Below are 25,583 nucleotides of genomic sequence, written 5' to 3'. Positions count from 1 at the left end.
GGGCGTCACACTCCGTTCAGGTAGAGAAGGATGCACTTGGAGCAGACCGGCATCATGCCGGTCTCGGCGAGGACGGACCGGACCCGGCGGAACCGCTCGCTCTGCCACAGGTCCGCCGTCGAGTGCCGGTAGAGGTTGCCCACCACGAATTCCGGAAAGAACTTGCACGAACTGACGTTGCCGTCGGCGTGCACCTCCATCCGGTTGGTCACGGCGAGGCAGCGGGTGCGTCGCTGCGCCGGCCGGGAGGTGCCGAGGATGAACGACTCGACTTCGTCCGGCTCCAGCTGCGGTTGGTAGCGCACCCGGGGGCGCCAGACCCGGCCGGCCAGCCGCGCCATGGAGTCGCGCAGCGCGGGCAGCAGTTCGGGAGGCAGCTGGTACGTGTACGAGTGCCAGGTGGGGCGCGCGGTGCCGGTCTCGGGTGTCAGCCACGCGAAATGCTCGCGGTAGACGGAGTCCATCGCCTGCGCGACCTCGGGGCTGATGTACCAGGGGAACTGGAAGTAGACGGTGTTGACGTCCAGTTCCTCGGCCCACTCCATGAACTCGTACATCCGGTGCACCGTCACGTGCGAGACCATGCAGGACAGGGAGAGCTCACCGCGGAACTCACCCTTGCGCTTGAGGTCGAGCATCGTCTCGATGTTGCGCGTGGTGCGCTCGAACGTGCCCCTGCCGCGCAGTTCCTCGTGATCCGCACCGAGACCGTCCAGGCTGACCAGCAGGTTGAGGTCCTGCCCGATCCGCAGCAGGTCGTCCATCCGGCGCTGGAACAGCAGACCGTTGGTGCACATGTTGACGGTGCGGGGGAAGCGCTCGATCAGGCGCGACACATCGGTGAACCTGCTGTGCATCAGGGGCTCGCCGCCCCACAGGAAGAGCTTGCCGCGCACCGGCGCGGTGGCTTCCAGCACGTCCTCGACGACGGACAGGTCGAGTTCGGTCCGCTGCTTGTCGATCCCCCAGTCACGGAAGAAGCCCTGCTCGTTCCACTGGTAGCAGTGCGTGCAGCGGAGGTTGCACTTGTAGGTGAGCTGCAGGCTGACCTCGCGGGGGACGTCCGAGGCGTACCCCGCGTCCCGGCGCAGTCGCGCCCGCGACTGGGACCGGATCGACACCGTGTGCTTGATGTCGGAGAACTCCTTGGCGGTGAGCGTGCGGCTCGTTCGAGGGTGCATGCTGCTCCTAGGTCTCGCGGGCTTGTCGGGTGCCGACGGCCGGTCTGGCCGGACCGCTCCGTCTCCGTGGCTGCTGCACGGCCGGCAGGGTGCGTACGGCGGGGACCAGCAGCAGCGCGGCACAGCCCACGAGCAGAGCCGCGGAGGACGTGAGCAGGACGGTCGCCGCGCCCGCCCAGGCCGTGGCCGCTCCGGTGAGCGCCCGGCCCGCGGGCATGAGGCCGATGGAGCCGATCACGTCGTAGGCGTGGATGCGGCTCAGCGCGTGCGGCGGCGCGTGCGACTGCACCGAGGTCGCCCACACCACTGCCCAGTAGGCGTTGGCGGCACCGCCCGCCACCATGGCCGCTGCCACCACGGCCACCGGCAGGTCGAAACTGATCACCACCGGGAGCGGGGCGAAGCCGAGCAGCGCCAGCAGCCCTGTCCGTAGAGGCCGGCCGGACGCGGTCCACAGGGCGAGCAGCCCGCCGAGGACGGCGCCCAGGCTGAAGGCCGACATCAGCCAGGCATAGGCCGAGGCGCCGAACCGGTCGATGAGCACGATGGCCTTCAGCACGTCGAACGGGCCGAACACCACCAGACCGAACAACGAGAAGACCGACACCACGGACCACAGCCACGGCCGGGCCGTGAACTCGTTCCATCCCTCCCGCAGTTCCTTCCAGACTCTCGGCATGGTCTCGACGGGGTCCGTGTTCTTCAACCGGATGCGGGCTATCAGCCAGGCACTCGCGGCGAACGTGCAGGCGTCCAGGACGATGACGACCGCGGCGTCCGCGACGGCGATGACCACCCCGGCCAGGGCGGGCGCGGCGAGCGACACCACTGACTCCACCGTGCGGATCGTCGCGTTCGCCTGCCGCAGCCGCTCCGGCGCCAGCTGTCGCAGCATGCCGGCGACTCCCGGCTGGAAGAACGCCTGCGCCGCCCCCGAGCCCAGCGACAGCACCAGGATCTGCCACAGGGACGGACGCCCGGTCAGGAGCAGTACCGCCAGCAGCCCTTGGAGCACGGTGCGGACCACGTCGGCGACGACCATGGGGGTCCTGGCGTTGAAGTGATCGAGGATCACTCCTCCGAACGGCAGCAGCAGTACTACGGGCGCCAGGGAGGCACCCATGACCACACCGATGCCGGAGGCGCCGAAGCCCTGCTGGACCATCGCGGCGGCGAGCCCGATGGGGAAGACCGCGTCGCCGGCCCGGGAGAGCGCTCGGGCGACGACGAACCTGCGCAGTCCGAAGTCACGCCCGGGAGCTCTCCTCATGACGGGGCGTTCGCCTTTCGTTCCGGGGGGGTCCGCGGGCCGGGCGGGACGTCGGCTCAGGAGACCCGCACGCTCTGCGGCTGGAACGGCAGCGAGGGCGTCGCGCCCGTGACGCTCACTCCCCTGCCTGTGCAGTCCGGATTGGGGTAGAGAGAGGCGGGTTGCGTCGCCGTGTTCACGGCCGAGCGGGCCCTGTCGCCCCAACCGTGCTCCACCAGGTCGACGCAGACGCTCGCGGACGGGTCGAGGGACTGCACCGTGAACCGGTCTCCCGAGTAGTCGGCGCTGTCGAACAGGCACAGTGTGCGGCTGAAAGGACACGCCGTCCCGGGGTCTTCCTCGGTGTCGGCGTGCGCCACCCCGGGCGCGGCCCAGAGAAGTCCGGCCAAAGTGGCGACGCCGACCAGGGCACGACCTGAGCGCGCCCCGTTGCCCATGCTGCTCTTGAACATACTGATTTCCCCTCGTCCGTTGGTTTGTCCGCTGGTTCGACCGAATCGGCACGGAAACGCGACGCGCCGTTTCGGAATGGAGTGGAGTGGAGTGGTCGATGGCAGCCGGATGTCCGAGCCCGCGAAGCGGGCGCACGCGGGGTCGGCCGTAGATCCCGCCGTGACCCGCCGGCGGAAAAGGCGGGTGCCCGCTTTCCACCTCACGAAAGTGAAGCGTGCCGACTTTCTCATGTCAACAGCACACCTACGAAGAGGAAAGAGGAGGACTCTCGGCATGCCACCGGAACAACAAAGCGCCATTACGTCCAAGTTGATTGCATGTGTTCGGATATCGCCTCGGAGAGCGCTCTCATGACGCCGCTCGGTCAACTTCTGTCGACGCCCTCGCCGGCCCGTCGACAGAAGGAGGAACACATGACCATCCCCACTCCGAACTGCAGATACTTCCGCAACACCATGGACGGCGTCCTACCGAGGCCCTGAAGAGCGCCCCGGCGGACGCCCCCAAAAAAACCGCAACAAGGGGATGAATCACCCATGGCGAAGGTGGCGTGAAAGATGTTGTGAAATTCTGCCGGAACACCTACGTTCTTAGCCATGGCGAATCATCACGAGCGGCGGCTTACCCGCTCCCACCGCGCTTGAGGTGCCCCCCTTTAAAAGAAACTCCCGCACGACCTCCTCTACATAGAGGAGACAGAAGAGCTGGGACCGTGCCTTTGTGTGGCGCGCCTGCTTTTCGGTTACGCTTGATAAATTCCATGAGGGTCGGCCGAGACCCCCTACGGGATCCCCTTGACCCCGGCGTGCGCATTCCTCGAGAGGGGCTCGAGAGAGGCTCGAGAGGGGACAGCCGTACCGATTCGCCGCAGCCGACAGGAGCGCGGCCGGCGAGCCGGTACCAACAGTCGGCCCGCATCACCGTTGCCCCGCGGTCGGTCGTCCGACGGACAGACGGCCGACGGGATCTACGCCGCGCCGGCTGCCGGGCCGTCCCCTTCGGAAACGGCCCGGCACGTCTTCTTCATCTCACCCGGCGCCGGATTCAGCTCAGCCGCTCCTGCGGCCGGCTTCACACCCGTGGACCGGAGCCCGCGGATCAGCCTGCGTCCTTGAGGAGTTCGGCGATTTCCCGGGCCGCGTCGCGGGCAGGCCGTCCGACGCCGATGAGCGTGGCGGAGGCGGGGCCGGTCCAGTCGCCGTAGCCGAGCAGGTGCAGGCGTGGCTCGCCCAGGGCCCGTGTGCCTGCTGTGGGGATGTGGCCGCGTGGGCCGCGCAGTCCCAGGGGTGCCAGGTGCGAGAGGGCAGGGCGGAAGCCCGTGCACCAGATGACCGCGTCCACCGATGCTCGCGTTCCGTCGGCCCACACGGCGCCGTCGCGGTCGAGGCGTACGAACATCGGGGATGCCTTGAGCAGCTCGGCGTCCCGGGCCTCGCGGACGGGCGGTACGGCGACGATGTCCCCCAGCGAGGCGACGCCGCCGGTGTCGGTGCGCCCCTCGTCGAGGGCGCGGCGGCGGGCGGTGGCCGCGTCGAACAGGGCGCGGCCGTCGATGTCGTCGGCGAGGAAGCGGGGCGGGCGCTGGGTCACCCAGGTGAGTTCGGTGTCGCGGGCGAGGTCGGCGGCGATCTGCGCGCCGGAGTTGCCGCCGCCGACCACCACGACATGCTGTCCGGCGAAGTCGCGCGGGCTGCGGTAGTCGACGGTGTGCAACTGCCGTCCGCGGAAGTCCGAGCGGCCGGCGACGGCGGGCAGGAAGGGGCGCCACCAGGTGCCGGTGGCGCTGACGACGGCCCGGGTGTGCCAGGTACCCGAGTCCGTCTCGACGCGCAGGTATGCGCCGTCCCGGTGAACGCCCAGGACGCGTACGGGGCGGCGCACTGGAAGTGCGTACCGCTGCTCGTACTCGGTGAGGTATCCGGCCACATGGTGTGCGTCCGGGTACGTCTCCCCTGCTTGAAGGGGCATCGGCCGCCCCGGCAGGGAGGAGTACGCGGCCGGGGAGAACAGCCGCAGGGACTCCCAGGTGTGCTGCCAGGCGCCGCCCGGCGCGGACTGGGCGTCGAGGATGACGAAGTCCACGCCCAGGCGGCGCAGGTGGTAACCGGCGGCGAGCCCGGCCTGGCCGCCGCCGATCACCACCACGTCGCATGCCCGTGTCGCGGGGCGGAGCATCAGAGGCGCCCTCCGTCGGTGGTCAGTGCGGACGCGGTGAACTTCTTGCGCCAGGCCAGGGACACGTAGACCAGGCCGACCAGCACCGGCACTTCGATGAGCGGGCCGACGACACCGGACAGGGCCTGGCCGGACGTGACGCCGAAGGTGGCGATGGCGACCGCGATGGCCAGTTCGAAGTTGTTGCCCGCCGCGGTGAAGGCGAGGGTGGTGGTCCGGTCGTAGGCGAGGCCGATCGCCTTGCCGAGGGCGAAGGTGCCGAACCACATCACGGCGAAGTAGACCAGCAGGGGCAGCGCGATGCGGGCGACGTCCAGCGGCTGCGAGGTGATGGTCTTCCCCTGCAGGGCGAAGAGGATGACGATCGTGAAGAGCAGGCCGTACAGCCCCCAGGGACCGATCTTCGGCAGGAAGCCGTTCTCGTACCTCTCGCGGCCGAGCTTCTTCTCGCCGATGCGGCGGGTGAGGAACCCGGCCAGCAGCGGGACGCCGAGGAAGACGACGACGTTCAGGGCGATCTTCCACATCGAGATGTCGAGGTTCTCGCCGTCGCCGAGGCCCAGCCAGCCGGGCAGCAGGTCGAGGTAGAACCAGCCGAGCAGGCCGAAGGCCAGGACCTGGAAGACCGAGTTGAGGGCGACCAGGACGGCGGCGGCCTCGCGGTCGCCGCAAGCCAGGTCGTTCCAGATGATGACCATGGCGATGCAGCGGGCCAGGCCGACGATGATCAGGCCGGTGCGGTACTCGGGCAGGTCGGGCAGGAAGATCCAGGCGAGGGCGAACATGACCGCCGGGCCGGCCACCCAGTTGACGACCAGTGAGGAGATCATCAGCTTCCGGTCGCCGGTGACGGCGTCGAGCTTGTCGTAGCGGACCTTGGCCAGGACCGGGTACATCATGATCAGCAGGCCGACGGCGATGGGCAGCGAGATGCCGCCGATCTCCACCTTCGCCAGGGCGTCGTTCAGTCCCGGAATGGCGCGGCCGAGGCCGAGGCCGAGGGCCATGGCGAGGAGGATCCATACGGCGAGGAAGCGGTCGAGTGTCGACATCTTCGCGGCGATCGACGTTTCCACGCCGGTGGTCGCGGGTGCTTCGGTACGGGTCACGGACAGGCCCTCTTGTTCTCGGCGGCGGTACGGGCGGACTCGGCCAGGTCGGTGAACTGACCGGCAAGCGTGGCGATGACTTCGGGGCGCAGCTTGTAGTAGGTGAACCGGCCGCACGGCTCCGTCTCGACCACCCCGGCCTCGCGCAGCACCCGCAGATGGTTGGAGAGGTTGGTCTGCCGGGCACCGGTCTCCTCCACCAGGTGGGAGGTGCACAGCGTCTCTTGGGCGAGCAGGGTCACGATTCGGAGCCTGAGCGGGTCGGCCAGAACCCGGATCAGATCAGTGTCGACTGACGTCATCATGGACTGATACTCTCACATCAGTGGTGGCTGACACCACCGGGTGCCGACCTCACGTGCACCCGATCCCGTGAGACAAGAGAGACCTCTGATGTCCGACAAGCCCTCCGTGCTCTTCGTCTGTGTCCACAACGCGGGCCGTTCCCAGATGGCCGCCGCGTGGCTGAGCCACCTGGCCGGGGACCGTGTCGAGGTCCGTTCCGCCGGTTCCACGCCCGCCGACCAGGTCAACCCGGCCGCCGTCGAGGCCATGCGCGAGGTCGGCATCGACATCTCCGCCGAGACCCCGAAGGTCCTGACCGTCGACGCGGTCAAGGAGTCGGACGTCTGCATCACCATGGGCTGCGGCGACACCTGCCCGGTCTTCCCCGGCAAGCGCTACCTGGACTGGACGCTGGACGACCCGGCCGGCCAGGGCGTCGAGGCCGTCCGCCCGATCCGTGACGAGATCAAGAAGCGGGTCGAGGGCCTGATCGAGGAGATCGCGCCGGAGAAGACGGTATGAGCGACGCCGAAGTGCGCGACGTCATCGTCATCGGCTCCGGCCCCGCCGGATACACCGCCGCCCTCTACACCGCCCGCGCGAGCCTCGAGCCGCTCGTCTTCGGCGGCGCGGTCTTCGTCGGCGGCTCCCTCACCACGACCACCGAGGTCGAGAACTTCCCCGGCTTCCCCAAGGGCATCGACGGCCCGGACCTCATGCAGAACATGCGGGCCCAGGCCGAAAGGTTCGGCGCCGAGATCGTCGAGGACGACATCGTCGCCGTCGACCTGACCGGCGACGTCAAGACCGTCACCGACACCGTCGGGACCGTGCACCGGGCGCGCGCCGTGATCGTCGCGACCGGTTCCGGGTACCGCAAGCTCGGTCTGCCGAACGAAGAAGCGCTGTCCGGGCATGGTGTGTCCTGGTGCGCCACCTGCGACGGCTTCTTCTTCCGCGACCGCGACATCGTGGTCGTCGGCGGCGGCGACACCGCGATGGAAGAAGCCACCTTCCTCACTCGCTTCGCCAGGTCCGTGACGATCGTGCACCGCCGGTCCACCCTGCGCGCCTCCCAGGTGATGCAGAACCGCGCCTTCTCCGACGACAAGATCTCCCTCCTGTTCGACAGCGAGATCGCCGAACTCCACGAGGAGAACGGCATGCTGTCCGGCCTGAGCGTGCGCGACACCGTCACCGGCCGGACGCGCGAGGTGGCCGCGACCGGCCTGTTCATCGCGATCGGCCACGATCCTCGGACCGAGCTGTTCAAGGGCCAACTGGAGCTGGACGGCGAGGGCTACCTCAAGGTCGAGGCCCCCTCGACGCGGACGAACATCCCCGGCGTCTTCGGCGCGGGCGACGTCGTCGACCACACCTACCGCCAGGCCGTCACCGCTGCCGGCTCCGGCTGCGCGGCCGCGCTGGACGCCGAGCGGTACCTGGCGGCCCTCGCCGACGTGCCCGCACCGGTCGAGGCCGTGGCCGTCGCCGTCTGAGGCATCCGCCCCACGCGCAGGAGGAAAGACATGTCCCTCAAGAACGTCACCGACGACTCCTTCGACCAGGACGTCCTGAAGAGCGACAGGCCCGTGCTCGTCGACTTCTGGGCGGCCTGGTGCGGCCCCTGCCGGCAGCTCGCCCCCTCCCTGGAGGCGATCGCCGCCGAGCACGGCGACAGGATCGAGATCGTCAAGCTGAACATCGACGAGAATCCGGGCACCGCCGCGAAGTACGGCGTGATGTCCATCCCGACGATGAATGTCTACAAGGACGGCGAGGTCGTCCGGACGATCGTCGGCGCCAAGCCGAAGGCCGCGCTGGAGCGCGACCTGGCCGACTACCTCGGCTGAGCTGCCGGCCGCACACGACGAAGGACCGGTGCCGCAGGGGCCGGTCCTTCGTCACAGGCCTGGCGCACGGGACGCGGGGTCACACCCGGCTGAGGGCGTCCGCCGCCGGCGCGCCGACCGCCGGGTCCAGGATCGCGCGCACCCTGTTCAGGCCGTCGTAGTTCACCGAGTACCAGGACCAGGTGCCGCGGCGTTCACGGTTCAGCAGGCCCGCCTCGGTCATGATCTTCAAGTGGTGGCTGACGGTGGGCTGCCGGAAGCCCAGGCAGTCGGCCAGGTCGCAGACGCATGCCTCGCCGGCCGGGGCGTGCTCGATGATCCGAAAGATCTGCAGCCGCGTGGGGTCGGCGATGGCTTTGAGCATGAGGGCGAGGCGCTCGGCCTCCTCACGCTCGATGAGCAGGCACGCGAGGCCGGGGCTGCAGGTGTCGTCCTGCGCCTCGTCGGATGCCTTGGCGGCGCCCAGTTCAGTGATAGCCATCTATTCACCATAGGTCGGGGCCCTACCGGCACCGTGTGTTCGAAGCCACACCCGAAGGGTTGTTCACCAAGCGTTCACCTTGACTTCCGGCTACCCAAAAAATAGATAGCTGTCTATTCTCGGTGGCGGGACAGGCATACGATCCGTCGACCGAGGAGCTGCCCCGTGGACGAGCAAAGCCCTCTTGGCCCGGGCCGTCGGGCCCGGCCGCTGCGGGACCTCGGCCCCGTACTCGAACGCATCACGGCTCGACTGGCCACACGGCACAGCAGGGCTTTCTCCCGGGAGACCGTCGAACGGTATGTCGAGGAGTGTTCCTGGCTGCTGTCGGCGAAGGATCGCGTCGGAATCCATCTGCCCGTCCTGGTCGAGCGGCTCGCGGACCAGCGGCTCGGCGCCCTGGCCCGTGGGATGGGGCTGTCGCCGAAGCCGGTGCCCGAGATTCTGTTCGTGTGCACGGAGAACGCGGGCCGCTCCCAGCTGGCCGCAGCGCTGATGCGGGACCGGGCGGGGAAGGCGATCCGGGTGCTGACGGCCGGGTCGGAGCCCGGCACGGACATCGCCCCCGTCGTCCTGCGGCTGCTCGCCGAGCAGGGTCTGGACACGGGCGAGGAGTTTCCCAAGCCGCTGACCGCCGAGGTGGTGGACGCCGCTGATGTCGTCGTCACACTCGGGTGCGGTGACGCCTGCCCGGTCCGGCCCGGGCGACGCTACCTGGACTGGGAACTGCCGGATCTGAGCGGCCTGGACATCGAGAGTGCCCGGGCCGTGCGGAACGCGCTGGCGGCGCGGATCGACGCGCTGGCGCGGGAACTGCTTCCGGCCGGGGCACTGCGGGCATGAACCGTCGGGTGGGGTAGGGCGCGCCGGGGCGTGAGCCGGCGAAGGGAACCGGCCGACGGGGGCACCGCCGTGCAGCCCGTCGGCCGGAGTCTGTCGGGGCGGCCCGTTCTCACGGGTCCGCGTCGGTCAGGCACAGGGAGATCGGGGTGCGGGCCTCGGCCGGCGTGCCCGCGGTGATGATCTCCACCAGGGTGGTCGGGTCGGTCGTGAAGGTCTGCCACCGTTTCTGCGCCGGGGGCGGGAACCGCACGCGGACCTTCGCGGACAGCCACCGTTTGTGGTGGAGGAGTGCGCCGACCGCCGGAATGTGGTGCCGCCCGTGGACGGTGACCCGGCGGGGGTGGCGCACGGCCCACACAGGCAGGTCGATGTACGAGTCCTCCTCCTCGGGCCCCGCGTCCACCGGCCGCTCGCCCCCACCCCTTCCTATTCCGTGGGCGTCGGCGTGGCCGACGGGTCGGCGCCCGCCTCTCGGGAGCACGTGGAGCCGCACTCCAACCGGTATCCCATGCCGCGGATGGCGTCGATCGTGCAGCAGCTCTCTCCCTCGACCCGCAGCTTGTGGCGCACCCTGCGCACATGCACGGTGAGGGTGTTGCTGTCCGGCGCTTCCGTGCCCCACAGGGCCCGCGTGAGCTCGCGGCGGCTGATGACCCTGTTGGGCCGCTCCATGAAGTAGCGCAGCAGCAGGAACTCACGGACCGGCAACTGCAGTGGCCGGCCGCGGACGTAGACGTGAAAACCCGCCGGATCGAGCTCGATGTCTCCGACCGACAGGGAGGCCGCGGAGCCGTCGCCCTCGTCCCAGCCGGACCTGAGGAGTGGAGCGATCTCCTCGATCCGGTAGGGACGGGCGACGAACGCGATCGCTCCGGCCGTCACCGCGGCCGTCGCTTCCGCCACCCCGTCCGGCCCGGCTCCCACCAGAACCGGTACCGGGTGAAGCCGGGCGATCAGCTCGGTGACCCGCGCGGCGTCCACCAGCGGCAGCGGGGCGCCGAGCAGGACCGCGCGCGGCCGGCGGACACCGGCCTGCAACAGGACCTCGGCACCGTCGTGGCACAGGAGCGTGCGGATGCCGGCGCCCTCGAAACGACTGAGGGCCTGAACCGCGAGCTCTTCGTCGGGCTCGGCCAGCAGCAGGTCCAGGGACCTGTTGTCGCCCGGGCCGCCGGGAGAGCCGGCCGCGGTCTGCGGTGGTGCTGCATCGGGTGTCACCCGTGGTACTCCTTCACGTGTGGTGCGCAAAGGGGCGGACGTCGGACCGGTCACCGGTCAGCCGAAGCGGCCGGAGATGTAGTCCTCGGTGCGCTGGTCGGAGGGGTTGGAGAAGATCCGCTCGGTCTCGTCGTACTCGACGAGACGGCCGTGGCGGACGCCCTTGTCGTCGACGTCCGCGGTGAAGAAGGCGGTGCGGTGCGAGACGCGTGCGGCCTGCTGCATGTTGTGCGTGACGATGACGATCGTGAACTCCTGGGCCAGGTGCTCCATGAGGTCCTCGATCTTCGCGGTGGCGATCGGGTCCAGGGCCGAACAGGGCTCGTCCATGAGGATCACCTCCGGCTTGACCGCGACGGTGCGGGCGATGCACAGCCGTTGCTGCTGGCCGCCGGAGAGCGCCAGCGCGGAGGCCTTGAGCTTGTCCTTGACCTCGTCCCACAGCGCGGCATGCGTGAGGGTCTCCTCGACCAGGTCGTCGAGATTGCCCTTGAAGCCGCCCACCCGGGGGCCGTACGCGATGTTGTCGTAGATCGACTTGGGGAACGGGTTGGGCTTCTGGAAGACCATGCCGATCCGGCGGCGCACCTCGATGGGGTCGACGTCGCGGCCGTACAGGTCCTCGTCGTGGTAGTGGATCTTTCCGGCCACGCGGGCGGTCGGGATGAGGTCGTTCATGCGGTTGAAGCAGCGCAGTACGGTGGACTTGCCGCAGCCGGACGGGCCGATCATCGCGGTGATCTGCCGCTGTCCGATGGTCATGTTGACGTCGCGGACGGCCTCGTGGTCGCCGTAGAAGACGGACAGGCCGCCGACCTCGAAGACGGGGCTGGTCAGGTCCGGCGCCTCGCGGAAGCTGACCTGCGGGGTCTTGGTGCCGCCGCGGGCGGCGTCGGAGGGAGAGGTCATGGCGGTCTCCTGCACAGCGGTCACTGGCGTCTCTCGGAAGCTGGGGGTCTCGGGCACGGCGGTCACCACCGGCGGCTGTAGCGGTTGCGGAGCCAGATCGCGGCCGCGTTCATCACCAGCAGGATCGCCAGCAGGAGGATGATCGCGGCGGCGGCCAGGTGGTGGAACTCCTCGCGGGACTGGCTGATCCAGTTGTAGATCTGGACCGGGAGCACGGTGTATTCGCTCTGCAGCCCCTCGGGGTTGAACATGACGAAGGTGACCGCACCGAGCATGATCACCGGTGCTGCCTCACCGATCGCCCGGGACAGCGCCAGGATCGATCCGGTCGCGATGCCCGGCACGGCGGCGGGGAGCACCTGGCGCCAGATCGTCTGCCACTGGGTGGCACCCAGGGCGAGCGACGCCTGCCGGATGGACCTCGGGACGGCCCTGATCGCCTCCCTCGACGAGATGATCACCACGGGCAGCACCAGCAGGGACAGCGTCAGCGAGGCGGTGAGCACCGTGGTGCCCAGCGCGAACTGCCGGGCGAGCAGGCCGAGTCCGAGGATGCCGTAGATGATCGACGGCACCGCGGCCAGGTTCTGGATGTTGACCTCGATCAGCCGGTTGTACCAGCGCTCCTGGTCCGCGTACTCCTCCAGATAGATCGCCGCCATGACGCCGGTCGGCAGGCAGAACAGCGCGGTGAAGGAGATGACCCAGATCGTGCCGAAGATCGCCGACTGGGCGCCCGCGTTCTCGGGGCGGCGGATGGAGGGGAAGTTGGTCCACAGCCGGGAGTCCAGACGCGGCCACGCCTCGACGACGACGTACGCCAGCAGGGAGATCAGGAAGACGATGCCCAGGGCGAGGCAGGCGAGCAGCAACCAGCGGAACAGGGTCTCGCCCGGCCGGAAGCGCGGTCCGGCCAGTGTTCCGCGGCCTGCCGCCGCTGCCGGTGTCATGTCCTTGACGGGGGCGGTCATTCGTACACCTCCCGGTACTTGCGGACCAGCCGGATGCTGATCAGGTTCATCACGAAGGTCGCCAGGAACAGCAGCGCGCCCACCGCGAAGATGGTGTTGTAGGAGATCGAGCCCACCGGGACGTCGCCGGAGGCGGCACGCGCGATGAAGGCGGTCATGGTCTCCATCTCGCCCAGCGGCCTGATGGTGAAGTCGGCGCTCACACCCGCCGCGATGAGCACGATCATGGTCTCGCCGACGGCCCGGGAGACGCCGAGGACGCAGGCGGCGACGATGCCGGACAGGGCTGCGGGGACGACGACGCGGACCGAGGTCGTGCGTTTGCCGGAGCCGAGTGCGAAGGAGCCCTCGCGCAGTGCGTGCGGCACCGCGGACAGCGCGTCCTCGGTGAGCGAGGCGATGGTGGGCACGATCATCACGCCCATCACCAGACCCGCGGCCAGTCCGTTGCGGACGTCGGGTGTCCAGTCGCTCGGCAGGATGTCCTTCAGCAGCGGAGTGATGAAGGCGAGCGCGAAGAAGCCGTAGACCACGGTGGGGATGCCGGCGAGGACCTCCAGGCTGGGCTTGAGCCACGTGCGCAGGCGGGGGTTGGCGTACTCGCTGAGGTAGATCGCCGCGCCGAGACCGACGGGCACGGCGATGAGCAGGGCGATGCCGGTGATCACGAGAGTGGCGGCGACCAAGGGCAGTACGCCGAAGTGCTTGTCGGCGAACAGCGGTGTCCACTCGGTGCCGGTGAGGAACTCGGACAGGCTCACCGTGCGGAAGAAGTCCACGGCCGGGGGGATCAGGGAGACGACGATTCCCACGGTGGTGGCGACCGACACCAGGGCCGCGGTCAGCAGCAGTCCCTTGATCACGGCTTCGCCGTAGCGCGGACGAAGTGGTGGAGCCGGTCACTTGGCGGCTTCCTTCAGCGTCGCCAGGGCCGCCTCGAGCTCCTTCTCCTGCTCCGCGTTGAGCGGGATGAACTTCGAGTCCTCGGCGATCTTCTTGTTGTTCTCGACGTAGTACTCGACGAAGTCGACCACCTCGGGCCGCTGCAGCGCCTTGGCCGAGGGGTAGATGAACAGTTGCCGGCCCAGCGGCTTGTACGAGCCGTCCTGCACCGTCTCCACGCTCGGCGTGACACAGCCGTCACCGCCGTCGACCTGGAGCAGCTTCAGCTTGTCCGCATTCTCCTCGTAGTAGGAGAAGCCGAAGTAGCCCATGCCGCCCTTGGTCCCGGAGACACCGGTCACGGTGACGTTGTCGTCCTCGCTGCCGCTGTAGTCGGTGCGGGAGGCGCCTTCCTCGCCGTTGATGGCTTCGGTGAAGTAGTCGAAGGTGCCGGAGTCGGTGCCCGCGCCGAAGAGCTTCAGCGGCTCGTCGGGGAACTTGGAGTCGACCTGGTTCCAGTTGTTCACCTTGGAGCCGGGCTCCCAGATCTTCTTGAGCTGCTCGACGGTGAGGCATTCGGCCCAGTCGTTGTCCTTGCTGACCACGACGGAGAGGCCGTCGTTGGCGACGGAGAACTGCTGGTACTCGATGCTGTTGTCCTTGCAGGTCGCGATCTCCTCGTCCTTGATCGGACGGGAGGCGTTGGAGATGTCGGTCTCGCCGACGCAGAACTTCTTGAAACCGCCGCCGGTGCCGGACGTGGCGACCGTGACCCGGACCTTCGGCTGTTCCTCGGCGTAGAACTCGGAGGCCGCACTGGTCAGCGGAGCCACCGTGCTGGATCCGTCGATCTTGACCGTGCCCGACAGTTCGTCACCACTGCCGCCCGAGCCGGCGTCGCCGCCGCCGCACGCGCTCGCAGCCAGCATCACGGCGGCCGTCAGGGCCAGGGGTGCCTTGGCCCGGCGCAACGTAGTGGAAAGGTTCACGACTCTCGACCCTCGTGTCTGCCGGCTCCCCGGCGTTCTGGATCAGGGCGCCTGCGCGCTCCGTTCGGACACCATTGATAGAAGTCTGGCTATATGAACACGCGGTGTACGAGAGACCCTTGACGAGTGAACGATAGCCACCCATCTATATAGACTAATCTTGTTTCAAGGTGGCGGTGGCAGGAGTGGAGGGCTGGAGTGACCGGCGAGGAGAACTTCAGCCAGTACCTCGCCCATGCCTCCGCCGTCACTGATCCCTTCGCCAGGGCCCGGCCGGCCCGCTGCGGCCTGCCCACTGGTGCCGGCGAGCGCAAGTGGGAACAGTTCGACGACCGCTTCGACATCGCCAAGGAACCCGACGAGCCCGACCGGCACGGCCGGGTGGTCGAGATCGACCCGTACGACCCCGGATCCACCCCGCACAAGCGCACCGCGCTCGGCCGCTTCAAGCACGAGGCCACCGAGCCCCGCCTGACCGCGGACGACCGCGGACGACCGCGTCGCGCTCTACATGGGCGACGACGAACGCTTCGACCACCTCTGCAAATACGTCTCCAAGCACGTCTGCGAGCACGTCTGCGAGCACGTCTGCGAGAAGGGCACCGGCCGCACCGCCCGCGAGCACAACATGCGACTGCTGGACGAAGGCACCCTGTACGTCGCGAAGTTCACCGGCAACAGCCCCGCCGAGGAGATCGACGGCAGCGGAAGCCTCCCGGCGGACGGCGAGTTCGACGGCGGCGGCCAGTGGACCCCGCTCGCGTCGGGCCCGGTGTCACACGTGCCCGGCATGAGCGCGGACGAGGTGGACGTCTTCACCCGCCTGGCCGCCGACAGGGCCGGGGCGACGAAGACGGACCGCCCCGAGGACGTCGGGCCTCACCCGTACACCGGCCGCGTCCACGTCGCGCCGACCAACAACAAGGACCGCGGCGCCGCCGGCAAGGCCGGTCCCGACGAGGCCAACCCGCGCACCGGCAACAAGCACGGTCACATCCTGGAGCTGGAGGAGCGGCGCGGCGACGCGGCCGCGCTGTCCTTCGCCTGGCGCCTGATGCCGGTCTGCGGCGCCCCCGACGACCCCTCGACGTACTTCGCCGGTTTCGACAAGAGCCGGGCCAGCCCGACCCCCTGCCCCGACAATGTCGCCTTCGACGTCCACGGCAATCTGTGGATCGCCACCGACGGCAGCGCGCCGGGCTCGAACGACGGCCTCTTCGCGGCCCCCGTGAAGAGTTCCCGACGCGGCCACGTGAAACAGTTCCTGACCGTCCCGGTCGGTGCGGAGTGCCGCGGCCCGATCATCACCGGGAATCGCGTCCTCGTCGCGCCCCAGCACCCGGGGGAGACGAACGGCGCCACGGCCGAGAACCCGGGAGCCGTGTGGCCGGACGGCCCGGGGAGCATTCCGCGGCCGTCGGTCGTGACGGTGTGGAAGGACCAGAACCGCCAGATCCTGTGCCGGTCCGGCCCGCCTGATCCCGACGGGCGCGTTGCGGCGGGTGGAACCAGCGGCGGCCGATCGGCAACCAGCGGTCCAGGTAGGCCCGCGGGCCGTCCGAGTCGTCCCCCCGTGCGACATGGCCCAGGTAGCCGTCGGGGCGGACGAGTCCCTGCGCGACGCCCGGCCACGGGCCCTGTCCGCCGGGCCGGTGGCCGGAGACCAGGCCGGCCCGCCCCGCCAGGGCCGGGGAGAGCCGTTCGTCCGGCCAGCGGGGTGGTGGCCCGGACAGCAGCAGGTGCCAGCCCGGTGCCGCCGTGCGCGCCTGTGATCCGCGGGGCAGGTCGGGCAGCCGGTCCCCGGCTCCCGGCCGCCCCCGGCAGCCGGGAGCCGGCCGCGGAGGCGGGGCTGCGCCGACAGTGGACGCCCGGTTCGGAGACGGTTCGAAGGGGGCCGAGCGACCGTTGGCGCTGCGGTCAGCGTGAGCGGCCGAGCCGGGACAGGACGTGTGCGGCGTCGCGTCCGACGCCGCGCAGGGTGTTGGAGGAGAAGCTGCGCTGGAACTCGATGCCGACGAACCCGAGCCCGGGGGCGGTGGCGATGCCGCCGTGGTGCCGGGGCCGGCCGTCGGAGTCCAGGGCGTCACTGCCGTTCAGGTAGGGGAAGGTGCGGCGGTAGCCGGTGGCCCAGAGGACCGTGTCGACGGCTTCCTTGGCGCCGTTCGCCCACACGACACCGTCCGGGGTGAGGCGGGTGAACATCTCGCGCCGCTCCACGCCGTGGGCGGTGAGAGCCGTGCGGTAGCGACCGTCGTCGAGGACGGACACCGGCATCCTCTCCAGCAGCCGGCTCAGCGGAGCGATGTCGAAGCCGGTGCGCTGGAACCACCAGTGCACGTCCCGGCCCAGCGGACGTTGCTTCGTCCAGCCGATCGGCCGCCGGGTGGCCAGCGTGGTCTCGGTGACCGCGCCGAGTTCGGCGGCGATCTGGACGGCCGAGTTGCCGCCGCCCACGACCACGACCCGCTTACCGGCGAACGGTTCGGGGTTGCGGTAGTCGACGGCGTGCAGCGACCGCCCGGCGAACTCCTCGCTCCCGGGCACGTTCGGCGTGTACGGGCTGCGGAACGCGCCGGTCGCGGCCACGACCGCACGCGCCGTGAACTCGGCACCGTCAGCCGTGCGCACCACCCGGGCGCCGTCGCGGAGCAGCACCGAGGTGACGGCGGTGGAGGTGTGGATGTCGGCGTTGAGGCGGCGGGCGTAGGCACGCAGGTAGCCGACCACCTCGTCCCGGGTCGGGTAGCGGTCGCCGTCGCTGTCGCCGTCGCCGTCGCCGTCGCCGGGAAATCGCATGCCGGGCAGCGAGGAGTACCGGGCGGGGGAGAACAGGGTGAGGCTGTCGTAGTAGTGCGGCCAGGACCCGCCGACCTGTTCGGCGGCCTCCAGGACGAGGGTGCGGGCGAAGCCGTGGCGGGGCGCGAGAGCGGCAGTGGCGAGACCGGACTGGCCGGCGCCGATGACGACGAGGTCGGCGTGGTGCTCCATGAGACCCTTCTCCCTCTGACGTCGTTGTTTCGGGAAGTGACGAAATATGAGCCGTGAAGCGGTACCGGAGAGCGGTGGTGCGGGCGAGGGGGTCGACCCGGCGACGGCCGACTTCCTCAAGGCCCTGGCGAGCGAGACCCGCCAGTTGGTCATGCGGCAGTTCGCGGGCGGTGGTGAGCTGACCGTCGGGGAGATCGCCGAGCGGTGCGGTCTCAAACCCTCGACCGCCTCCGAGCATCTGAGCCTGCTGCGCCGCGGCGGCCTGGTCCTCTCCCGCAAGGAGGGCAAGCAGGTCTTCTACCGCGCCGACGGGACCACCATGGCGGGCCGCCTGGACGCGCTCAAGGAGTACCTGCTGCGCTGCTGCCCGCCCGACTGCGGTGACTGACCGCCGCCGTCCCGGCGGCGGTGGTCAGCCGCGCAGATCGAGCATGGCGGACATGGCCGCCACCACGGACGGGGCGACCTGGTAGTAGACCCAGGTGCCGCGCCGCTCGGAGGTCAGCAGGCCGGCCTCGCGCAGCTTCCTCAGGTGGTGGGAGACGGTCGGCTGGGAGACGCCGACGTCGGAGATGTCGCACACGCACGCCTCCCCGCCCGGGTGGGAGGCGATCTTGGAGAACAGCCGCAGACGCACCGGGTCCGACAGGGCCTTGAACATGGCGGCCATCTTCTCCGCGTCCGCCGGGGACAGCTCCCCGGCCGTGATCGGCGGGCAGCACGGCACCGCACTGTCCTCCTGGAGGACGGACAGCTCCACAACCTCTGACTTCGGCATTCGTCTATGTTGACACTCGTCGATACGGGTGGCAAGCTCCAATGTATCGACAGACATCGAAGCAAGGAGTCGTCGTGACTGCCGCTCTCCGTACCGTGCTCACCGCAGCCCGCGCCCGCCGCGCCGCCCGCCATCCGACCGGTGTCAGGTTCTGCGACACCGGTGCCCAGGTCGGCGACAGCGCCGCCCGAGCGGAAGAATTTCGGCAGCACATCCAGCTGACCGCCTTCACCCACGCGCGCTGAACCCCTTCGCCCCCTTGAGGAGACCGAGCATCATGAGCACCCAGCAGCTCCCCGTCGTCGTCATCGGAGCCGGCCCCGCCGGACTCGCCGCCACCGCCCACCTCGTCGAGCGCGGCATCGAGTCCCTCGTTCTGGAAGCGGGCGACAGTGCCGGCGCGGCCGTCCGCGAGTGGAGCCACGTGCGCCTGTTCTCCACCTGGGGCGAAGTCGTCGACCCTGCCGCCGAGAAGCTCCTCGCCCCGACCGGCTGGACCAGGCCCGACCCGGCGACGTACCCGTCCGGCGGAGACTGGACGGAGCAGTACCTGCGGCCGCTCGCCGATGTCCTCGGCGACCGTGTCCGCACCGGCGTCACGGTCACCGGCGTCTCCCGGGCCGGCCGTGACCGGATCGTCGACGCCGACCGCGAGACCCAGCCCTTCGTCGTACACGTCGCCCACGCCGACGGCCGCGAAGAGCGGATCTTCGCCCGCACGGTGATCGACGCCTCCGGCACCTGGACCACGCCGTCCCCGGCCGGCGGCAGCGGACTGCCCGCGCTCGGCGAGAAGGCGGCGGCCGACCGGATCACCTACCGCGTCCCGGACCTGAAGGACCCCGCCGTCCGCGCCCGCTACACGGGCAGGCGCACCGCCGTGATCGGCTCCGGCGCCTCCGCCTTCACCGCGCTGGCCTACCTCGCCGACCTGGCCAAGTCCGAGGACGGCACGGGCACGCACGCGGTGTGGATCCTGCGCCGAGGCATCTCCGGCTCCACCTTCGGCGGCGGCACCGCCGACCAGCTGCCCGCCCGCGGCGCGCTGGGCCTGGCGGCGAAGGCCGCCGTCGACGACGGCCACGCCGACGCGGTCACGGGCTTCCGTACCGAAGCGTTCGAGCGCGACGGCGACGGTCGTCTGGTGCTGGTGGGCGAGGACGGACGGCGGCTGGAGCCGGTGGACGAGGTGATCGTACTGACCGGGTTCCGCCCCGACCTGTCCTTCCTGTCCGAGGTCCGCCTGAACCTGGACGAGCGGCTCCAGGCCCCGGTCGAGCTGGCCTCGCTGATCGACCCCAACCAGCACTCCTGCGGCACCGTCTACCCGCACGGCCACCGCGAGCTGTCCCACCCCGAGCAGGGCGTCTACCTGGTCGGCATGAAGTCCTACGGCCGCGCCCCGACCTTCCTCGCCATGACCGGCTACGAGCAGGTCCGCTCCGTCGCCGCGGCGATCGCCGGCGACCTCGACGCCGCCGACCGCGTCGAACTCACCCTCCCCGAAACCGGAGTCTGCGGCGGCGCGGGCCTGTTCGACGTCCCCGACGCCCGGCAGGCCGACGGCGGCGGCTGTTGCGCCGCGCCGGAACCCCAGCTCGTCCGGCTCGGCGCGCCTGCGGCAGCAGCGGTGGCCGTCGAGGAGGCTCCGGCGGGCGGCTGTTGCGGCTCGTGACCGACCTCAACACCCGCGACAGCGGGGCCGCGACCGGAACAGGGGACCGGTCGCGGCCCCGCGCCGCCCTGCCCGCCCTCTGTGTCACGCAGATCACCAGCTGGGGCATCGTCTACTACGCCTTCCCCGTCCTGAACCCCCAGATCACCGCCGGCACCGGGTGGTCCACGGGCATGACCACGGCCGCGTTCTCCGCGGCACTCCTCGTCTCGGCCTTCGCCGGCATCCGGGTGGGCCGCCTGCTCGATCACCGCGGGCCGCGCACCATCATGACCACCGGCTCGGTGCTCGGCACCCTGAGCCTCCTGGTCGTGGCCGCCGCCCCCAACATCGCCGTCTTCGCGGCCGGATGGCTGCTCGCCGGACTCGCCATGGCGGCCACCTTCTATCAGCCCGCCTTTGCCGCCCTCACCCGCTGGTGGGCCCCCGACCACCTGCGCGCCCTGACCATCGTGACCCTCGCCGGCGGCCTCGCCTCCACCGTCTTCGCCCCCGTCACCGCTGCCCTCGCCGGCCACATGTCCTGGCGCATGACCTACGTGGTGCTGGCCGCGGTCCTGGCCGCGATCACGATCCCGGCGCACGCCCTGGCCCTGAAAGCACCCTGGCCGGATGCGCCACCGCCGCCCGCCCACGTCGAGCAGGGGTCTGCCCGGGCGGAGCGCACCCGCCCCTTCTGGATGCTGGCCGCAGCGCTGACCCTCTCGGCGTTCGCGATGTACGCCGTCGTCATCGCCCTGGTCCCGTTGCTGCTCGAACGGGGCTACACGACCGCCCAGGCCGCCTGGGCCCTCGGCCTCGGCGGCGCCGGCCAGACGCTGGGCCGCACCCTGTACGCCGCACTCGTCCGACCGCCCGCACGACCGCCCTGATCGCACTCGGCGGCGTCACCACGGCCGCCCTGGCGCTCGCCCCCGGCCCGTACGCCCTGCTGGTCGTCCTGTCGATCGCGGCCGGAACGGTCCGAGGCAACCTCACCCTGCTCCAGGCCACCGCGGTGACCGACCACTGGGGTACCACCCACTACGGCCGGCTGTCCGGCCTCCTCGCCGCCCCCGCCACAGCGGCCGCCGCACTGGCACCGTTCGCCGGAGCCGCACTCGCCCTGCCCATGGGCGGATACCCGCAGATGTTCGGCGTACTGGCCGGCCTGTCCCTGCTGGCCTCCGTCATCGCCCTCGGCACCACCGTGCGCCCCCGCCCCGCTCGCTGAACGGGCCGAGCTCCGGAAGGCGAACGGACGCGGCACGACGAACGCCGTGGTCAGACGTACGCGCAGCCACTCGGGGCGATCACTTGGAGTCGTACCAGTTCATCGATGTAGGGATTCGGCCGCGAAGCCGGGCCGTACGCCCACTCCATGATGTCCATCCGCCACGGCACGTGGCGATGATCGGGAATCCGGAGATCGGCGATGTTCCCGACGATGCGGTTCACGGAGTGGCGGCGGCCGAGCATTCTCTCGGCCGCGCACACTGCTGCGGCGACCCGTAGCGGATCGACCCACGGCCGCTTCTCCTGGCGCGCTGCGCACACAGAAGAACGGGATCTTCGCGCCGGAACATCGAAAGGGACAGCAGGGGGATCAGTACGGCGGCCAGTGCGACCAGCCGACGATCGTCCTGCGTCGGCGTTCCCCAGAGCCAGCTGTTGACGCGAGCCCGAAACTCCAGAACGGTGTCGTCGCCCACGGGCACCGGGAGGCACACGGGCGGCATGTCCACGGCCGTCCGCATCAGCGACATTCCACACAGCCGAGTCATCCTGGGCATCGAGTCATCCTGGGCCTCAAGTCCATCCGCCACAAGTCAGCCGAGCCCGACCCCCATCGCGACGACGAAGGCACCGCCTTCGTCAAGCTCGCCCGGTACATCCTCCGCCGAGCCCCCGGTCTGCGCGCCATCACCTACGACACCGCCCTCCGCGACTCCCACCGTGCCCCGCTCATCGCGGACGGCCTCGCCGTCTTCACCACCCAGCACGGCGGGCTCGCACCGGAGCCCCTCCAACGTTTCGAGGACGGGTCCCTGCCGCCACGACCTCTACGTCGCCGAGGGCCGCGTCTGCAAACGACTGATCACTGACGACGGCACGACGCACTACACGCCGCTGCCCGTGGAAGAACTCGAGCGCCGCGAGTCGAAGCGGACCCGCTTCCACCACCGGCTGACCATCCCCTGCCGAGTGAAGAACCACACCCTGCGCATCCGAGTCGACGAAACCCCGGAGGACCGGGAGATCGATCCCTCGACCAAGCGGCAGCGCTTCAACCGCACCGAGCACCTGAGGCAGATCCCGCCGGACACCCACACCGGCCGCCGCCTCAAGGGCTTCCGCCGGGACAGCGAGTCCCAGCACTCACGCTTCGACCAGGGCCACCCCCACAAGAGAGTCCCTGCCTACGGAACGAACGCGGCCCTGCTGATCTACATCGGCTACGCGTGGCTGAGCAACTCCGTCGCTCGAGCCAAGATCACCCACGCGCTCGCAGGCCGAGCCAGTACGCACATCTCTCCGTCCTCGGATCAGGCACCACCCGCTACACTGACCGCGGTGGCTACGCCCTCACGGGCCGCTATCACGACCTGTCGCTGAGCAAGCCTGAGCGTCCGCCTACCTCGGCAGACTTTCAGACACGTTTTCCGACAGATCCCCGCCTTCGTAGCTCAGGGGATAGAGCACCGCTCTCCTAAAGCGGGTGTCGCAGGTTCGAATCCTGCCGGGGGCACAGCAAAAGGGCCAGCTCAGGAGGGTTTCCTCCCAAGCTGGCCCTTCGTCGCGTTCGAAGCCGTGCCACACGCGTGCCACTAATCCACTACGAATCCACATCCCCTAGCCGGGGGTGGCCTCTCCCCCACCCTCGCGAATCATGGCTCCGAGCCGATCAGCGATGGCCCGGTCACGGTCACTGGTCATGTGCTGATAGATCAGCGCGGCGCGCGAGCTGCTGTGGCCCATGCGAGTCATCAGCTCACGGGTACTGGCCCCAGCGGTCGAGGCCAGGGTGTTGCCGGTGTGCCGAAGATCGTGGAAGTGCAGCTCTGACGTGACACCTGCCGCCTTCCGGGCCTTGACCCAGTCGTCACGGAAGTTGCTCCGCCGTAGCTGCCCGCCCTGCGGCCCGACGAAGACGTGACCGTCACGGCCAGGAGCGCCGAACTGCTCCAGGTGACGCGTGACGTCGTCGAGCAGCTCGGCCGGGAAGGAGACGGTACGCACCCCGGCCGCAGACTTCGGTGCCTTGTCGAAAAGCCGCCCGCTCTGCAACTCAGCCTGAGCCCGGCGAACAGTGACAGTCAGCCCCTCCCGATCGAGGTCCCGACGCCGCAGGGCCGCCAGCTCCCCGAAGCGCAGCGTGGTGAAGGCAGCCAAGAGCACGAGCAGCCGGTAGCGCGGCGCGATGGAGTCGGCGACGGCGAAGACCTCGGGCACGGTGAGGATCGGCCGCTCGGGCACGTCGTAGCGATCCGCCCCCTTGACGCGGCACGGGTTGCGCCGGATCAGCTCATCATCCACCGCCGTGTTCATCAGGGCCCGCAGCAGTTGGTACGCCTTGACCACGGTCGGCTCACCGATGCCGGCCGCCAGGAGCCTGCCGCGCCAGCTACGCACCCGAGCTGTCGTCACGTCGGCCACCGACCCGGCCCCGAAGGTGGGCAGGATATGCAGCCGCACCACCGACTCGTTCCGCTCTCGGGTGCGGTCGGCAAGCTTCCGGTCCCGCAGCCACGCGGTTGCGTACTCCTCGAAGTTCACCGCCCCGGCGTCAGGGTCCGACCACTGCCCACGCGTGATGTCGGACTCGACGTGCGTGAGAGCGGCTTGAGCATCGGTCTTGGTCGGGTAGGTCTTCTCGGCCGGACGCAACTGGCCCGTCTCCGGGTCGCGGTAGCGGACCTGCCAGCGGCCGGAGGGCAGCTGCCGGACCGACCCGAAGTTTCTGCGCCTCCCCTTCTTGTTGGCCATCAGGCGACCCTCCGGAGAGAGCCGCGCCGGTGGCCGATCGGCTGCACCGTGTTGGCGTCGATGAAGGCATTCACCGCGCTCTCTGGGATGCGGACGTGTCGGCCGACCTTGACGAACGCAATGCGTCGCTCGGCGATCAGTCGGCGCGGGAAGCGTTCCGTGGTGCCGAGGAGTTCGGCCACCTGCGCCACGGTGAGGTAGCGGTCAGCCACGGGTGGGTTCTCCTTCCGTTCCGGGGGCGGGTTCGAGGGATGCGGCAAGCCAGGCTTCGGTGTCGGACAGACCTGTTCCGGCGAAGACCCAGTGCGCGAGGACGTATGTCGTGTCGGTCTCTCGCTCGGGTGCTGCGGCTGCCGCTTGCGCTCGGCGCCATTCGGCACGGGCGTCGCGAAGGGCGCCGAGGGTGGTGGAGTAGCGGCGCGACTTGGTGGAGAAGTGGCCGCGGAAGCCGAGCATGTGGGCCCAGGCGCGCAGGCGGAGATGTTCGAGGCTCTTGCGTGCGCCGAGGAACCAGGCGGTTCGGATGAGGCGGCGGGCGTGGTCACTGATGTCGAACTGGGCCAGCTCGGCGGCGAACTTCAGCGGCCGGTCGAGAGCTCCCGTAGCTGTCTCGGCGCCCTTGGTCGCGTACTTGGCGATGTACGCAGCAACCGCGCGCTCGGTCAGCTCCTGGCCGTCGTTGAAGTCGGCGGAGCGGATGGTACGGACGTCGAGTTGGCGGCCGAAGATGAAGACGTGGGCGCGTCCGTCGATGACCGGGCCGTCCACGCGCACTTTGGCGGCGGCGGTGCCGATGGCGTCGGTGAGGAGTTCGGCGGTGGCCCATGCCGGGGGTGGGGTGTCGCCGCCGGTGGGGCCGTCGATGCGGATGACGGCGTGGAAGTGGACTGCGCCTCGCTTCTGGTACTCGGCGACCTTGGCGAATGAGACGCGGGCGTGGTCGCGGAACCGGCGTTGTGACAGGCCCGCGCGCTTGGCGACTTCCCGGCGCAGGTAGGTGGAGAAGCGTCGCCAGAGCGGTCCGGCGTGGGCGTTCCAGAGAACGGCCGCTTCGTAGTCGTAGGTGTCCGGGTCGAGCGAGGTACCGAGTGCAGCGTCGTCCTGGTCGTGTCGGGTGCCGCAGCGGCACGGGCGCCCGTTGGAAGGGCGGTTGTGGACCGGGCCGAAGCTTGGTGCGGTGAAGGTGGCGAAGACGCGGGGGTGGGTGGCGACGTGTTCGGGGACGCCCTTGCCGCCGCGCAGGCCGGAGGTGATCAGGTGGAAGGTGTCGCGACGGTAGACCTCGGAGCAGGCCGCGCACCGAGTCGTACGACGGTTGTTGCAGCGGACAAGGAGTTGGCCGGCCGGGAGGTCGGTGGAGTCGAGGTGCTGGAGGACGCGGCCGATCTCGCCGGTCGTGGTGTCGACGTCGTGCTCGGTGCGGTGACCATCGAGGCGGATCGGGTTGACGCAGCCGCCGAGGCCGGAGAGCTGACGGAGGATACCGGGCAGGGTGCCGTGCTCGGCCAGCTTCGCGAGTTCCGGGAGCGGGGGCGGTGTGGTGCGGGTGAAGATGGC

At 69.9% G+C, this 25,583-nt stretch carries 27 protein-coding genes, 1 tRNA gene and 2 pseudogenes; 11 read left to right on the top strand and 19 right to left on the bottom strand.

Features of this window, described 5'->3' with window-relative positions:
- Window positions 1–5 precede the first annotated feature (5 nt).
- The 6 genes from ACFWVE_RS12780 to ACFWVE_RS12755 all read right to left on the bottom strand — a co-directional run bounded on the left by ACFWVE_RS12780 (window position 6) and on the right by ACFWVE_RS12755 (window position 6,493).
- Window positions 6–1,181: a radical SAM protein gene (locus tag ACFWVE_RS12780; protein WP_384011981.1), complete on the bottom strand. Its 1,176-nt coding sequence runs from the start codon at window positions 1,179–1,181 to the stop codon at window positions 6–8.
- A 7-nt stretch (window positions 1,182–1,188) separates the two neighbouring features.
- Entirely contained in the window at window positions 1,189–2,451 is a 1,263-nt protein-coding gene (locus ACFWVE_RS12775; protein ID WP_384011977.1) for an MFS transporter, read from the bottom strand.
- A 56-nt stretch (window positions 2,452–2,507) separates the two neighbouring features.
- Window positions 2,508–2,903 carry a peptidase inhibitor family I36 protein gene (locus ACFWVE_RS12770; RefSeq protein WP_384011973.1) on the bottom strand — a complete coding sequence of 132 codons (396 nt, stop codon included), beginning with the start codon at window positions 2,901–2,903 and terminating at the stop codon, window positions 2,508–2,510.
- A 1,099-nt stretch (window positions 2,904–4,002) separates the two neighbouring features.
- Complete coding sequence (locus ACFWVE_RS12765) at window positions 4,003–5,079, bottom strand: ArsO family NAD(P)H-dependent flavin-containing monooxygenase (protein ID WP_384011970.1); 1,077 nt, start codon at window positions 5,077–5,079, stop codon at window positions 4,003–4,005.
- Window positions 5,079–6,188, bottom strand: coding sequence for an ACR3 family arsenite efflux transporter (gene arsB, locus ACFWVE_RS12760; protein ID WP_384011967.1), 1,110 nt, complete (start codon window positions 6,186–6,188; stop codon window positions 5,079–5,081). Before arsB ends, ACFWVE_RS12765 begins: the two co-directional genes overlap by 1 nt.
- Entirely contained in the window at window positions 6,185–6,493 is a 309-nt protein-coding gene (locus ACFWVE_RS12755) for an ArsR/SmtB family transcription factor (RefSeq protein ID WP_384011962.1), read from the bottom strand. The genes arsB and ACFWVE_RS12755 overlap by 4 nt, the downstream gene beginning before the upstream one ends.
- A gap of 88 nt (window positions 6,494–6,581) precedes the next feature.
- Between ACFWVE_RS12755 and ACFWVE_RS12750 the strand changes: the two genes are divergently transcribed.
- From ACFWVE_RS12750 to trxA, 3 genes are read left to right on the top strand one after another with little or no spacing between them, the layout of a single operon-like run.
- Window positions 6,582–6,995, top strand: a complete 414-nt coding sequence (locus ACFWVE_RS12750; RefSeq protein WP_384011956.1) for an arsenate reductase ArsC — start codon at window positions 6,582–6,584, stop codon at window positions 6,993–6,995.
- Window positions 6,992–7,972: a thioredoxin-disulfide reductase gene (trxB, locus tag ACFWVE_RS12745; RefSeq protein WP_384011949.1), complete on the top strand. Its 981-nt coding sequence runs from the start codon at window positions 6,992–6,994 to the stop codon at window positions 7,970–7,972. Before ACFWVE_RS12750 ends, trxB begins: the two co-directional genes overlap by 4 nt.
- 30 nt (window positions 7,973–8,002) lie before the next feature.
- Complete coding sequence (trxA, locus tag ACFWVE_RS12740; protein ID WP_384011946.1) at window positions 8,003–8,326, top strand: thioredoxin; 324 nt, start codon at window positions 8,003–8,005, stop codon at window positions 8,324–8,326.
- 79 nt (window positions 8,327–8,405) lie between these two features.
- Here trxA and ACFWVE_RS12735 read toward each other — a convergent pair whose 3' ends face one another.
- Window positions 8,406–8,807 carry an ArsR/SmtB family transcription factor gene (locus tag ACFWVE_RS12735; protein ID WP_384011941.1) on the bottom strand — a complete coding sequence of 134 codons (402 nt, stop codon included), beginning with the start codon at window positions 8,805–8,807 and terminating at the stop codon, window positions 8,406–8,408.
- A gap of 165 nt (window positions 8,808–8,972) precedes the next feature.
- Here ACFWVE_RS12735 and ACFWVE_RS12730 point away from each other — a divergent pair, with 165 nt between their 5' ends.
- The gene (locus ACFWVE_RS12730; RefSeq protein ID WP_384011935.1) at window positions 8,973–9,650 is read left to right on the top strand and encodes a low molecular weight phosphatase family protein; all 678 of its coding nucleotides are present in this window, start codon (window positions 8,973–8,975) and stop codon (window positions 9,648–9,650) included.
- A gap of 109 nt (window positions 9,651–9,759) precedes the next feature.
- Here ACFWVE_RS12730 and ACFWVE_RS12725 read toward each other — a convergent pair whose 3' ends face one another.
- The 6 genes from ACFWVE_RS12725 to ACFWVE_RS12700 all read right to left on the bottom strand — a co-directional run bounded on the left by ACFWVE_RS12725 (window position 9,760) and on the right by ACFWVE_RS12700 (window position 14,619).
- Window positions 9,760–10,053: a hypothetical protein gene (locus ACFWVE_RS12725; RefSeq protein WP_384011931.1), complete on the bottom strand. Its 294-nt coding sequence runs from the start codon at window positions 10,051–10,053 to the stop codon at window positions 9,760–9,762.
- Window positions 10,054–10,076: 23 nt separating this feature from the next.
- A complete protein-coding gene (locus ACFWVE_RS12720; protein ID WP_384011926.1) occupies window positions 10,077–10,868 on the bottom strand; it encodes a winged-helix domain-containing protein in 792 nt (263 codons plus the stop codon).
- Between the two features lie 57 nt (window positions 10,869–10,925).
- Window positions 10,926–11,777, bottom strand: a complete 852-nt coding sequence (pstB, locus tag ACFWVE_RS12715; RefSeq protein ID WP_384011922.1) for a phosphate ABC transporter ATP-binding protein PstB — start codon at window positions 11,775–11,777, stop codon at window positions 10,926–10,928.
- Window positions 11,778–11,839: 62 nt separating this feature from the next.
- Window positions 11,840–12,748 (bottom strand): phosphate ABC transporter permease PstA, encoded by a 909-nt coding sequence (gene pstA, locus ACFWVE_RS12710; protein WP_384011916.1) that lies wholly within the window; start codon window positions 12,746–12,748, stop codon window positions 11,840–11,842.
- Window positions 12,745–13,611 carry a phosphate ABC transporter permease subunit PstC gene (gene pstC / locus ACFWVE_RS12705; RefSeq protein WP_384011911.1) on the bottom strand — a complete coding sequence of 289 codons (867 nt, stop codon included), beginning with the start codon at window positions 13,609–13,611 and terminating at the stop codon, window positions 12,745–12,747. Before pstC ends, pstA begins: the two co-directional genes overlap by 4 nt.
- Window positions 13,612–13,647: 36 nt before the next feature.
- Window positions 13,648–14,619 (bottom strand): PstS family phosphate ABC transporter substrate-binding protein, encoded by a 972-nt coding sequence (locus ACFWVE_RS12700; protein WP_384011907.1) that lies wholly within the window; start codon window positions 14,617–14,619, stop codon window positions 13,648–13,650.
- A gap of 186 nt (window positions 14,620–14,805) precedes the next feature.
- Here ACFWVE_RS12700 and ACFWVE_RS12695 point away from each other — a divergent pair.
- A pseudogene (locus ACFWVE_RS12695) lies at window positions 14,806–16,075 on the top strand (PhoX family protein); the annotation flags it as partial.
- Between the two features lie 461 nt (window positions 16,076–16,536).
- On the opposite strand, the gene ACFWVE_RS12690 reads toward ACFWVE_RS12695, so the two are convergent.
- The gene (locus ACFWVE_RS12690; protein WP_384011904.1) at window positions 16,537–17,607 is read right to left on the bottom strand and encodes a flavin-containing monooxygenase; all 1,071 of its coding nucleotides are present in this window, start codon (window positions 17,605–17,607) and stop codon (window positions 16,537–16,539) included.
- Between the two features lie 46 nt (window positions 17,608–17,653).
- Between ACFWVE_RS12690 and ACFWVE_RS12685 the strand changes: the two genes are divergently transcribed.
- On the top strand, window positions 17,654–17,995 hold the full coding sequence (locus ACFWVE_RS12685) for an ArsR/SmtB family transcription factor (protein WP_384011900.1): 342 nt from the start codon (window positions 17,654–17,656) through the stop codon (window positions 17,993–17,995).
- A 24-nt stretch (window positions 17,996–18,019) separates the two neighbouring features.
- Here the strand turns inward: ACFWVE_RS12685 and ACFWVE_RS12680 are convergent, their stop codons facing one another.
- The gene (locus ACFWVE_RS12680; RefSeq protein WP_384011895.1) at window positions 18,020–18,385 is read right to left on the bottom strand and encodes an ArsR/SmtB family transcription factor; all 366 of its coding nucleotides are present in this window, start codon (window positions 18,383–18,385) and stop codon (window positions 18,020–18,022) included.
- A 74-nt stretch (window positions 18,386–18,459) separates the two neighbouring features.
- Here ACFWVE_RS12680 and ACFWVE_RS12675 point away from each other — a divergent pair, with 74 nt between their 5' ends.
- The 3 genes and pseudogenes from ACFWVE_RS12675 (at window position 18,460) to ACFWVE_RS12665 (ending at window position 21,273) form a co-directional block, all read left to right on the top strand.
- Entirely contained in the window at window positions 18,460–18,630 is a 171-nt protein-coding gene (locus tag ACFWVE_RS12675) for a hypothetical protein (protein WP_384011892.1), read from the top strand.
- A 32-nt stretch (window positions 18,631–18,662) separates the two neighbouring features.
- A complete protein-coding gene (locus ACFWVE_RS12670) occupies window positions 18,663–20,060 on the top strand; it encodes an NAD(P)-binding domain-containing protein (protein WP_384011888.1) in 1,398 nt (465 codons plus the stop codon).
- A pseudogene (locus ACFWVE_RS12665) lies at window positions 20,057–21,273 on the top strand (MFS transporter). Before ACFWVE_RS12670 ends, ACFWVE_RS12665 begins: the two are co-directional and overlap by 4 nt.
- 50 nt (window positions 21,274–21,323) lie before the next feature.
- Here the strand turns inward: ACFWVE_RS12665 and ACFWVE_RS12660 are convergent.
- Entirely contained in the window at window positions 21,324–21,497 is a 174-nt protein-coding gene (locus ACFWVE_RS12660; protein WP_384011884.1) for a hypothetical protein, read from the bottom strand.
- A gap of 678 nt (window positions 21,498–22,175) precedes the next feature.
- Between ACFWVE_RS12660 and ACFWVE_RS12655 the strand changes: the two genes are divergently transcribed.
- On the top strand, window positions 22,176–22,655 hold the full coding sequence (locus ACFWVE_RS12655) for a hypothetical protein (RefSeq protein WP_384011880.1): 480 nt from the start codon (window positions 22,176–22,178) through the stop codon (window positions 22,653–22,655).
- 60 nt (window positions 22,656–22,715) lie between these two features.
- Window positions 22,716–22,788: transfer RNA gene (locus ACFWVE_RS12650), tRNA-Arg, on the top strand.
- Window positions 22,789–22,892: 104 nt separating this feature from the next.
- On the opposite strand, the gene ACFWVE_RS12645 is transcribed toward ACFWVE_RS12650, so the two are convergent.
- The 3 genes from ACFWVE_RS12645 to ACFWVE_RS12635 are packed head-to-tail and all read right to left on the bottom strand — an operon-like array spanning window position 22,893 to window position 25,517.
- Window positions 22,893–24,026: a tyrosine-type recombinase/integrase gene (locus ACFWVE_RS12645; protein WP_384011876.1), complete on the bottom strand. Its 1,134-nt coding sequence runs from the start codon at window positions 24,024–24,026 to the stop codon at window positions 22,893–22,895.
- On the bottom strand, window positions 24,026–24,238 hold the full coding sequence (locus tag ACFWVE_RS12640; protein WP_107464699.1) for a helix-turn-helix domain-containing protein: 213 nt from the start codon (window positions 24,236–24,238) through the stop codon (window positions 24,026–24,028). The genes ACFWVE_RS12645 and ACFWVE_RS12640 overlap by 1 nt, the downstream gene beginning before the upstream one ends.
- Window positions 24,231–25,517 carry a replication initiator gene (locus ACFWVE_RS12635; protein ID WP_384012093.1) on the bottom strand — a complete coding sequence of 429 codons (1,287 nt, stop codon included), beginning with the start codon at window positions 25,515–25,517 and terminating at the stop codon, window positions 24,231–24,233. The genes ACFWVE_RS12640 and ACFWVE_RS12635 overlap by 8 nt, the downstream gene beginning before the upstream one ends.
- Between the last annotated feature and the right edge of the window lie 66 nt (window positions 25,518–25,583).

It is taken from the genome of Streptomyces sp. NPDC058632 (assembly GCF_042717095.1).
Taxonomy (GTDB): domain Bacteria; phylum Actinomycetota; class Actinomycetes; order Streptomycetales; family Streptomycetaceae; genus Streptomyces.
This window is presented reverse-complemented; position numbering and strand designations above follow the sequence as displayed.

Coding starts and splice junctions, on each gene's coding strand:
- ACFWVE_RS12780 (WP_384011981.1), bottom strand. CDS start 1,181: ATGCACCCTCGAACGAGCCGCACGCTCACCGCCAAGGAGTTCTCCGAC.
- ACFWVE_RS12775 (WP_384011977.1), bottom strand. CDS start 2,451: ATGAGGAGAGCTCCCGGGCGTGACTTCGGACTGCGCAGGTTCGTCGTC.
- ACFWVE_RS12770 (WP_384011973.1), bottom strand. CDS start 2,903: ATGTTCAAGAGCAGCATGGGCAACGGGGCGCGCTCAGGTCGTGCCCTG.
- ACFWVE_RS12765 (WP_384011970.1), bottom strand. CDS start 5,079: ATGCTCCGCCCCGCGACACGGGCATGCGACGTGGTGGTGATCGGCGGC.
- ACFWVE_RS12755 (WP_384011962.1), bottom strand. CDS start 6,493: ATGATGACGTCAGTCGACACTGATCTGATCCGGGTTCTGGCCGACCCG.
- ACFWVE_RS12750 (WP_384011956.1), top strand. CDS start 6,582: ATGTCCGACAAGCCCTCCGTGCTCTTCGTCTGTGTCCACAACGCGGGC.
- trxB (WP_384011949.1), top strand. CDS start 6,992: ATGAGCGACGCCGAAGTGCGCGACGTCATCGTCATCGGCTCCGGCCCC.
- trxA (WP_384011946.1), top strand. CDS start 8,003: ATGTCCCTCAAGAACGTCACCGACGACTCCTTCGACCAGGACGTCCTG.
- ACFWVE_RS12735 (WP_384011941.1), bottom strand. CDS start 8,807: ATGGCTATCACTGAACTGGGCGCCGCCAAGGCATCCGACGAGGCGCAG.
- pstB (WP_384011922.1), bottom strand. CDS start 11,777: ATGACCTCTCCCTCCGACGCCGCCCGCGGCGGCACCAAGACCCCGCAG.
- pstA (WP_384011916.1), bottom strand. CDS start 12,748: ATGACCGCCCCCGTCAAGGACATGACACCGGCAGCGGCGGCAGGCCGC.
- ACFWVE_RS12690 (WP_384011904.1), bottom strand. CDS start 17,607: ATGGAGCACCACGCCGACCTCGTCGTCATCGGCGCCGGCCAGTCCGGT.
- ACFWVE_RS12685 (WP_384011900.1), top strand. CDS start 17,654: ATGAGCCGTGAAGCGGTACCGGAGAGCGGTGGTGCGGGCGAGGGGGTC.
- ACFWVE_RS12680 (WP_384011895.1), bottom strand. CDS start 18,385: ATGCCGAAGTCAGAGGTTGTGGAGCTGTCCGTCCTCCAGGAGGACAGT.
- ACFWVE_RS12670 (WP_384011888.1), top strand. CDS start 18,663: ATGAGCACCCAGCAGCTCCCCGTCGTCGTCATCGGAGCCGGCCCCGCC.
- ACFWVE_RS12645 (WP_384011876.1), bottom strand. CDS start 24,026: ATGGCCAACAAGAAGGGGAGGCGCAGAAACTTCGGGTCGGTCCGGCAG.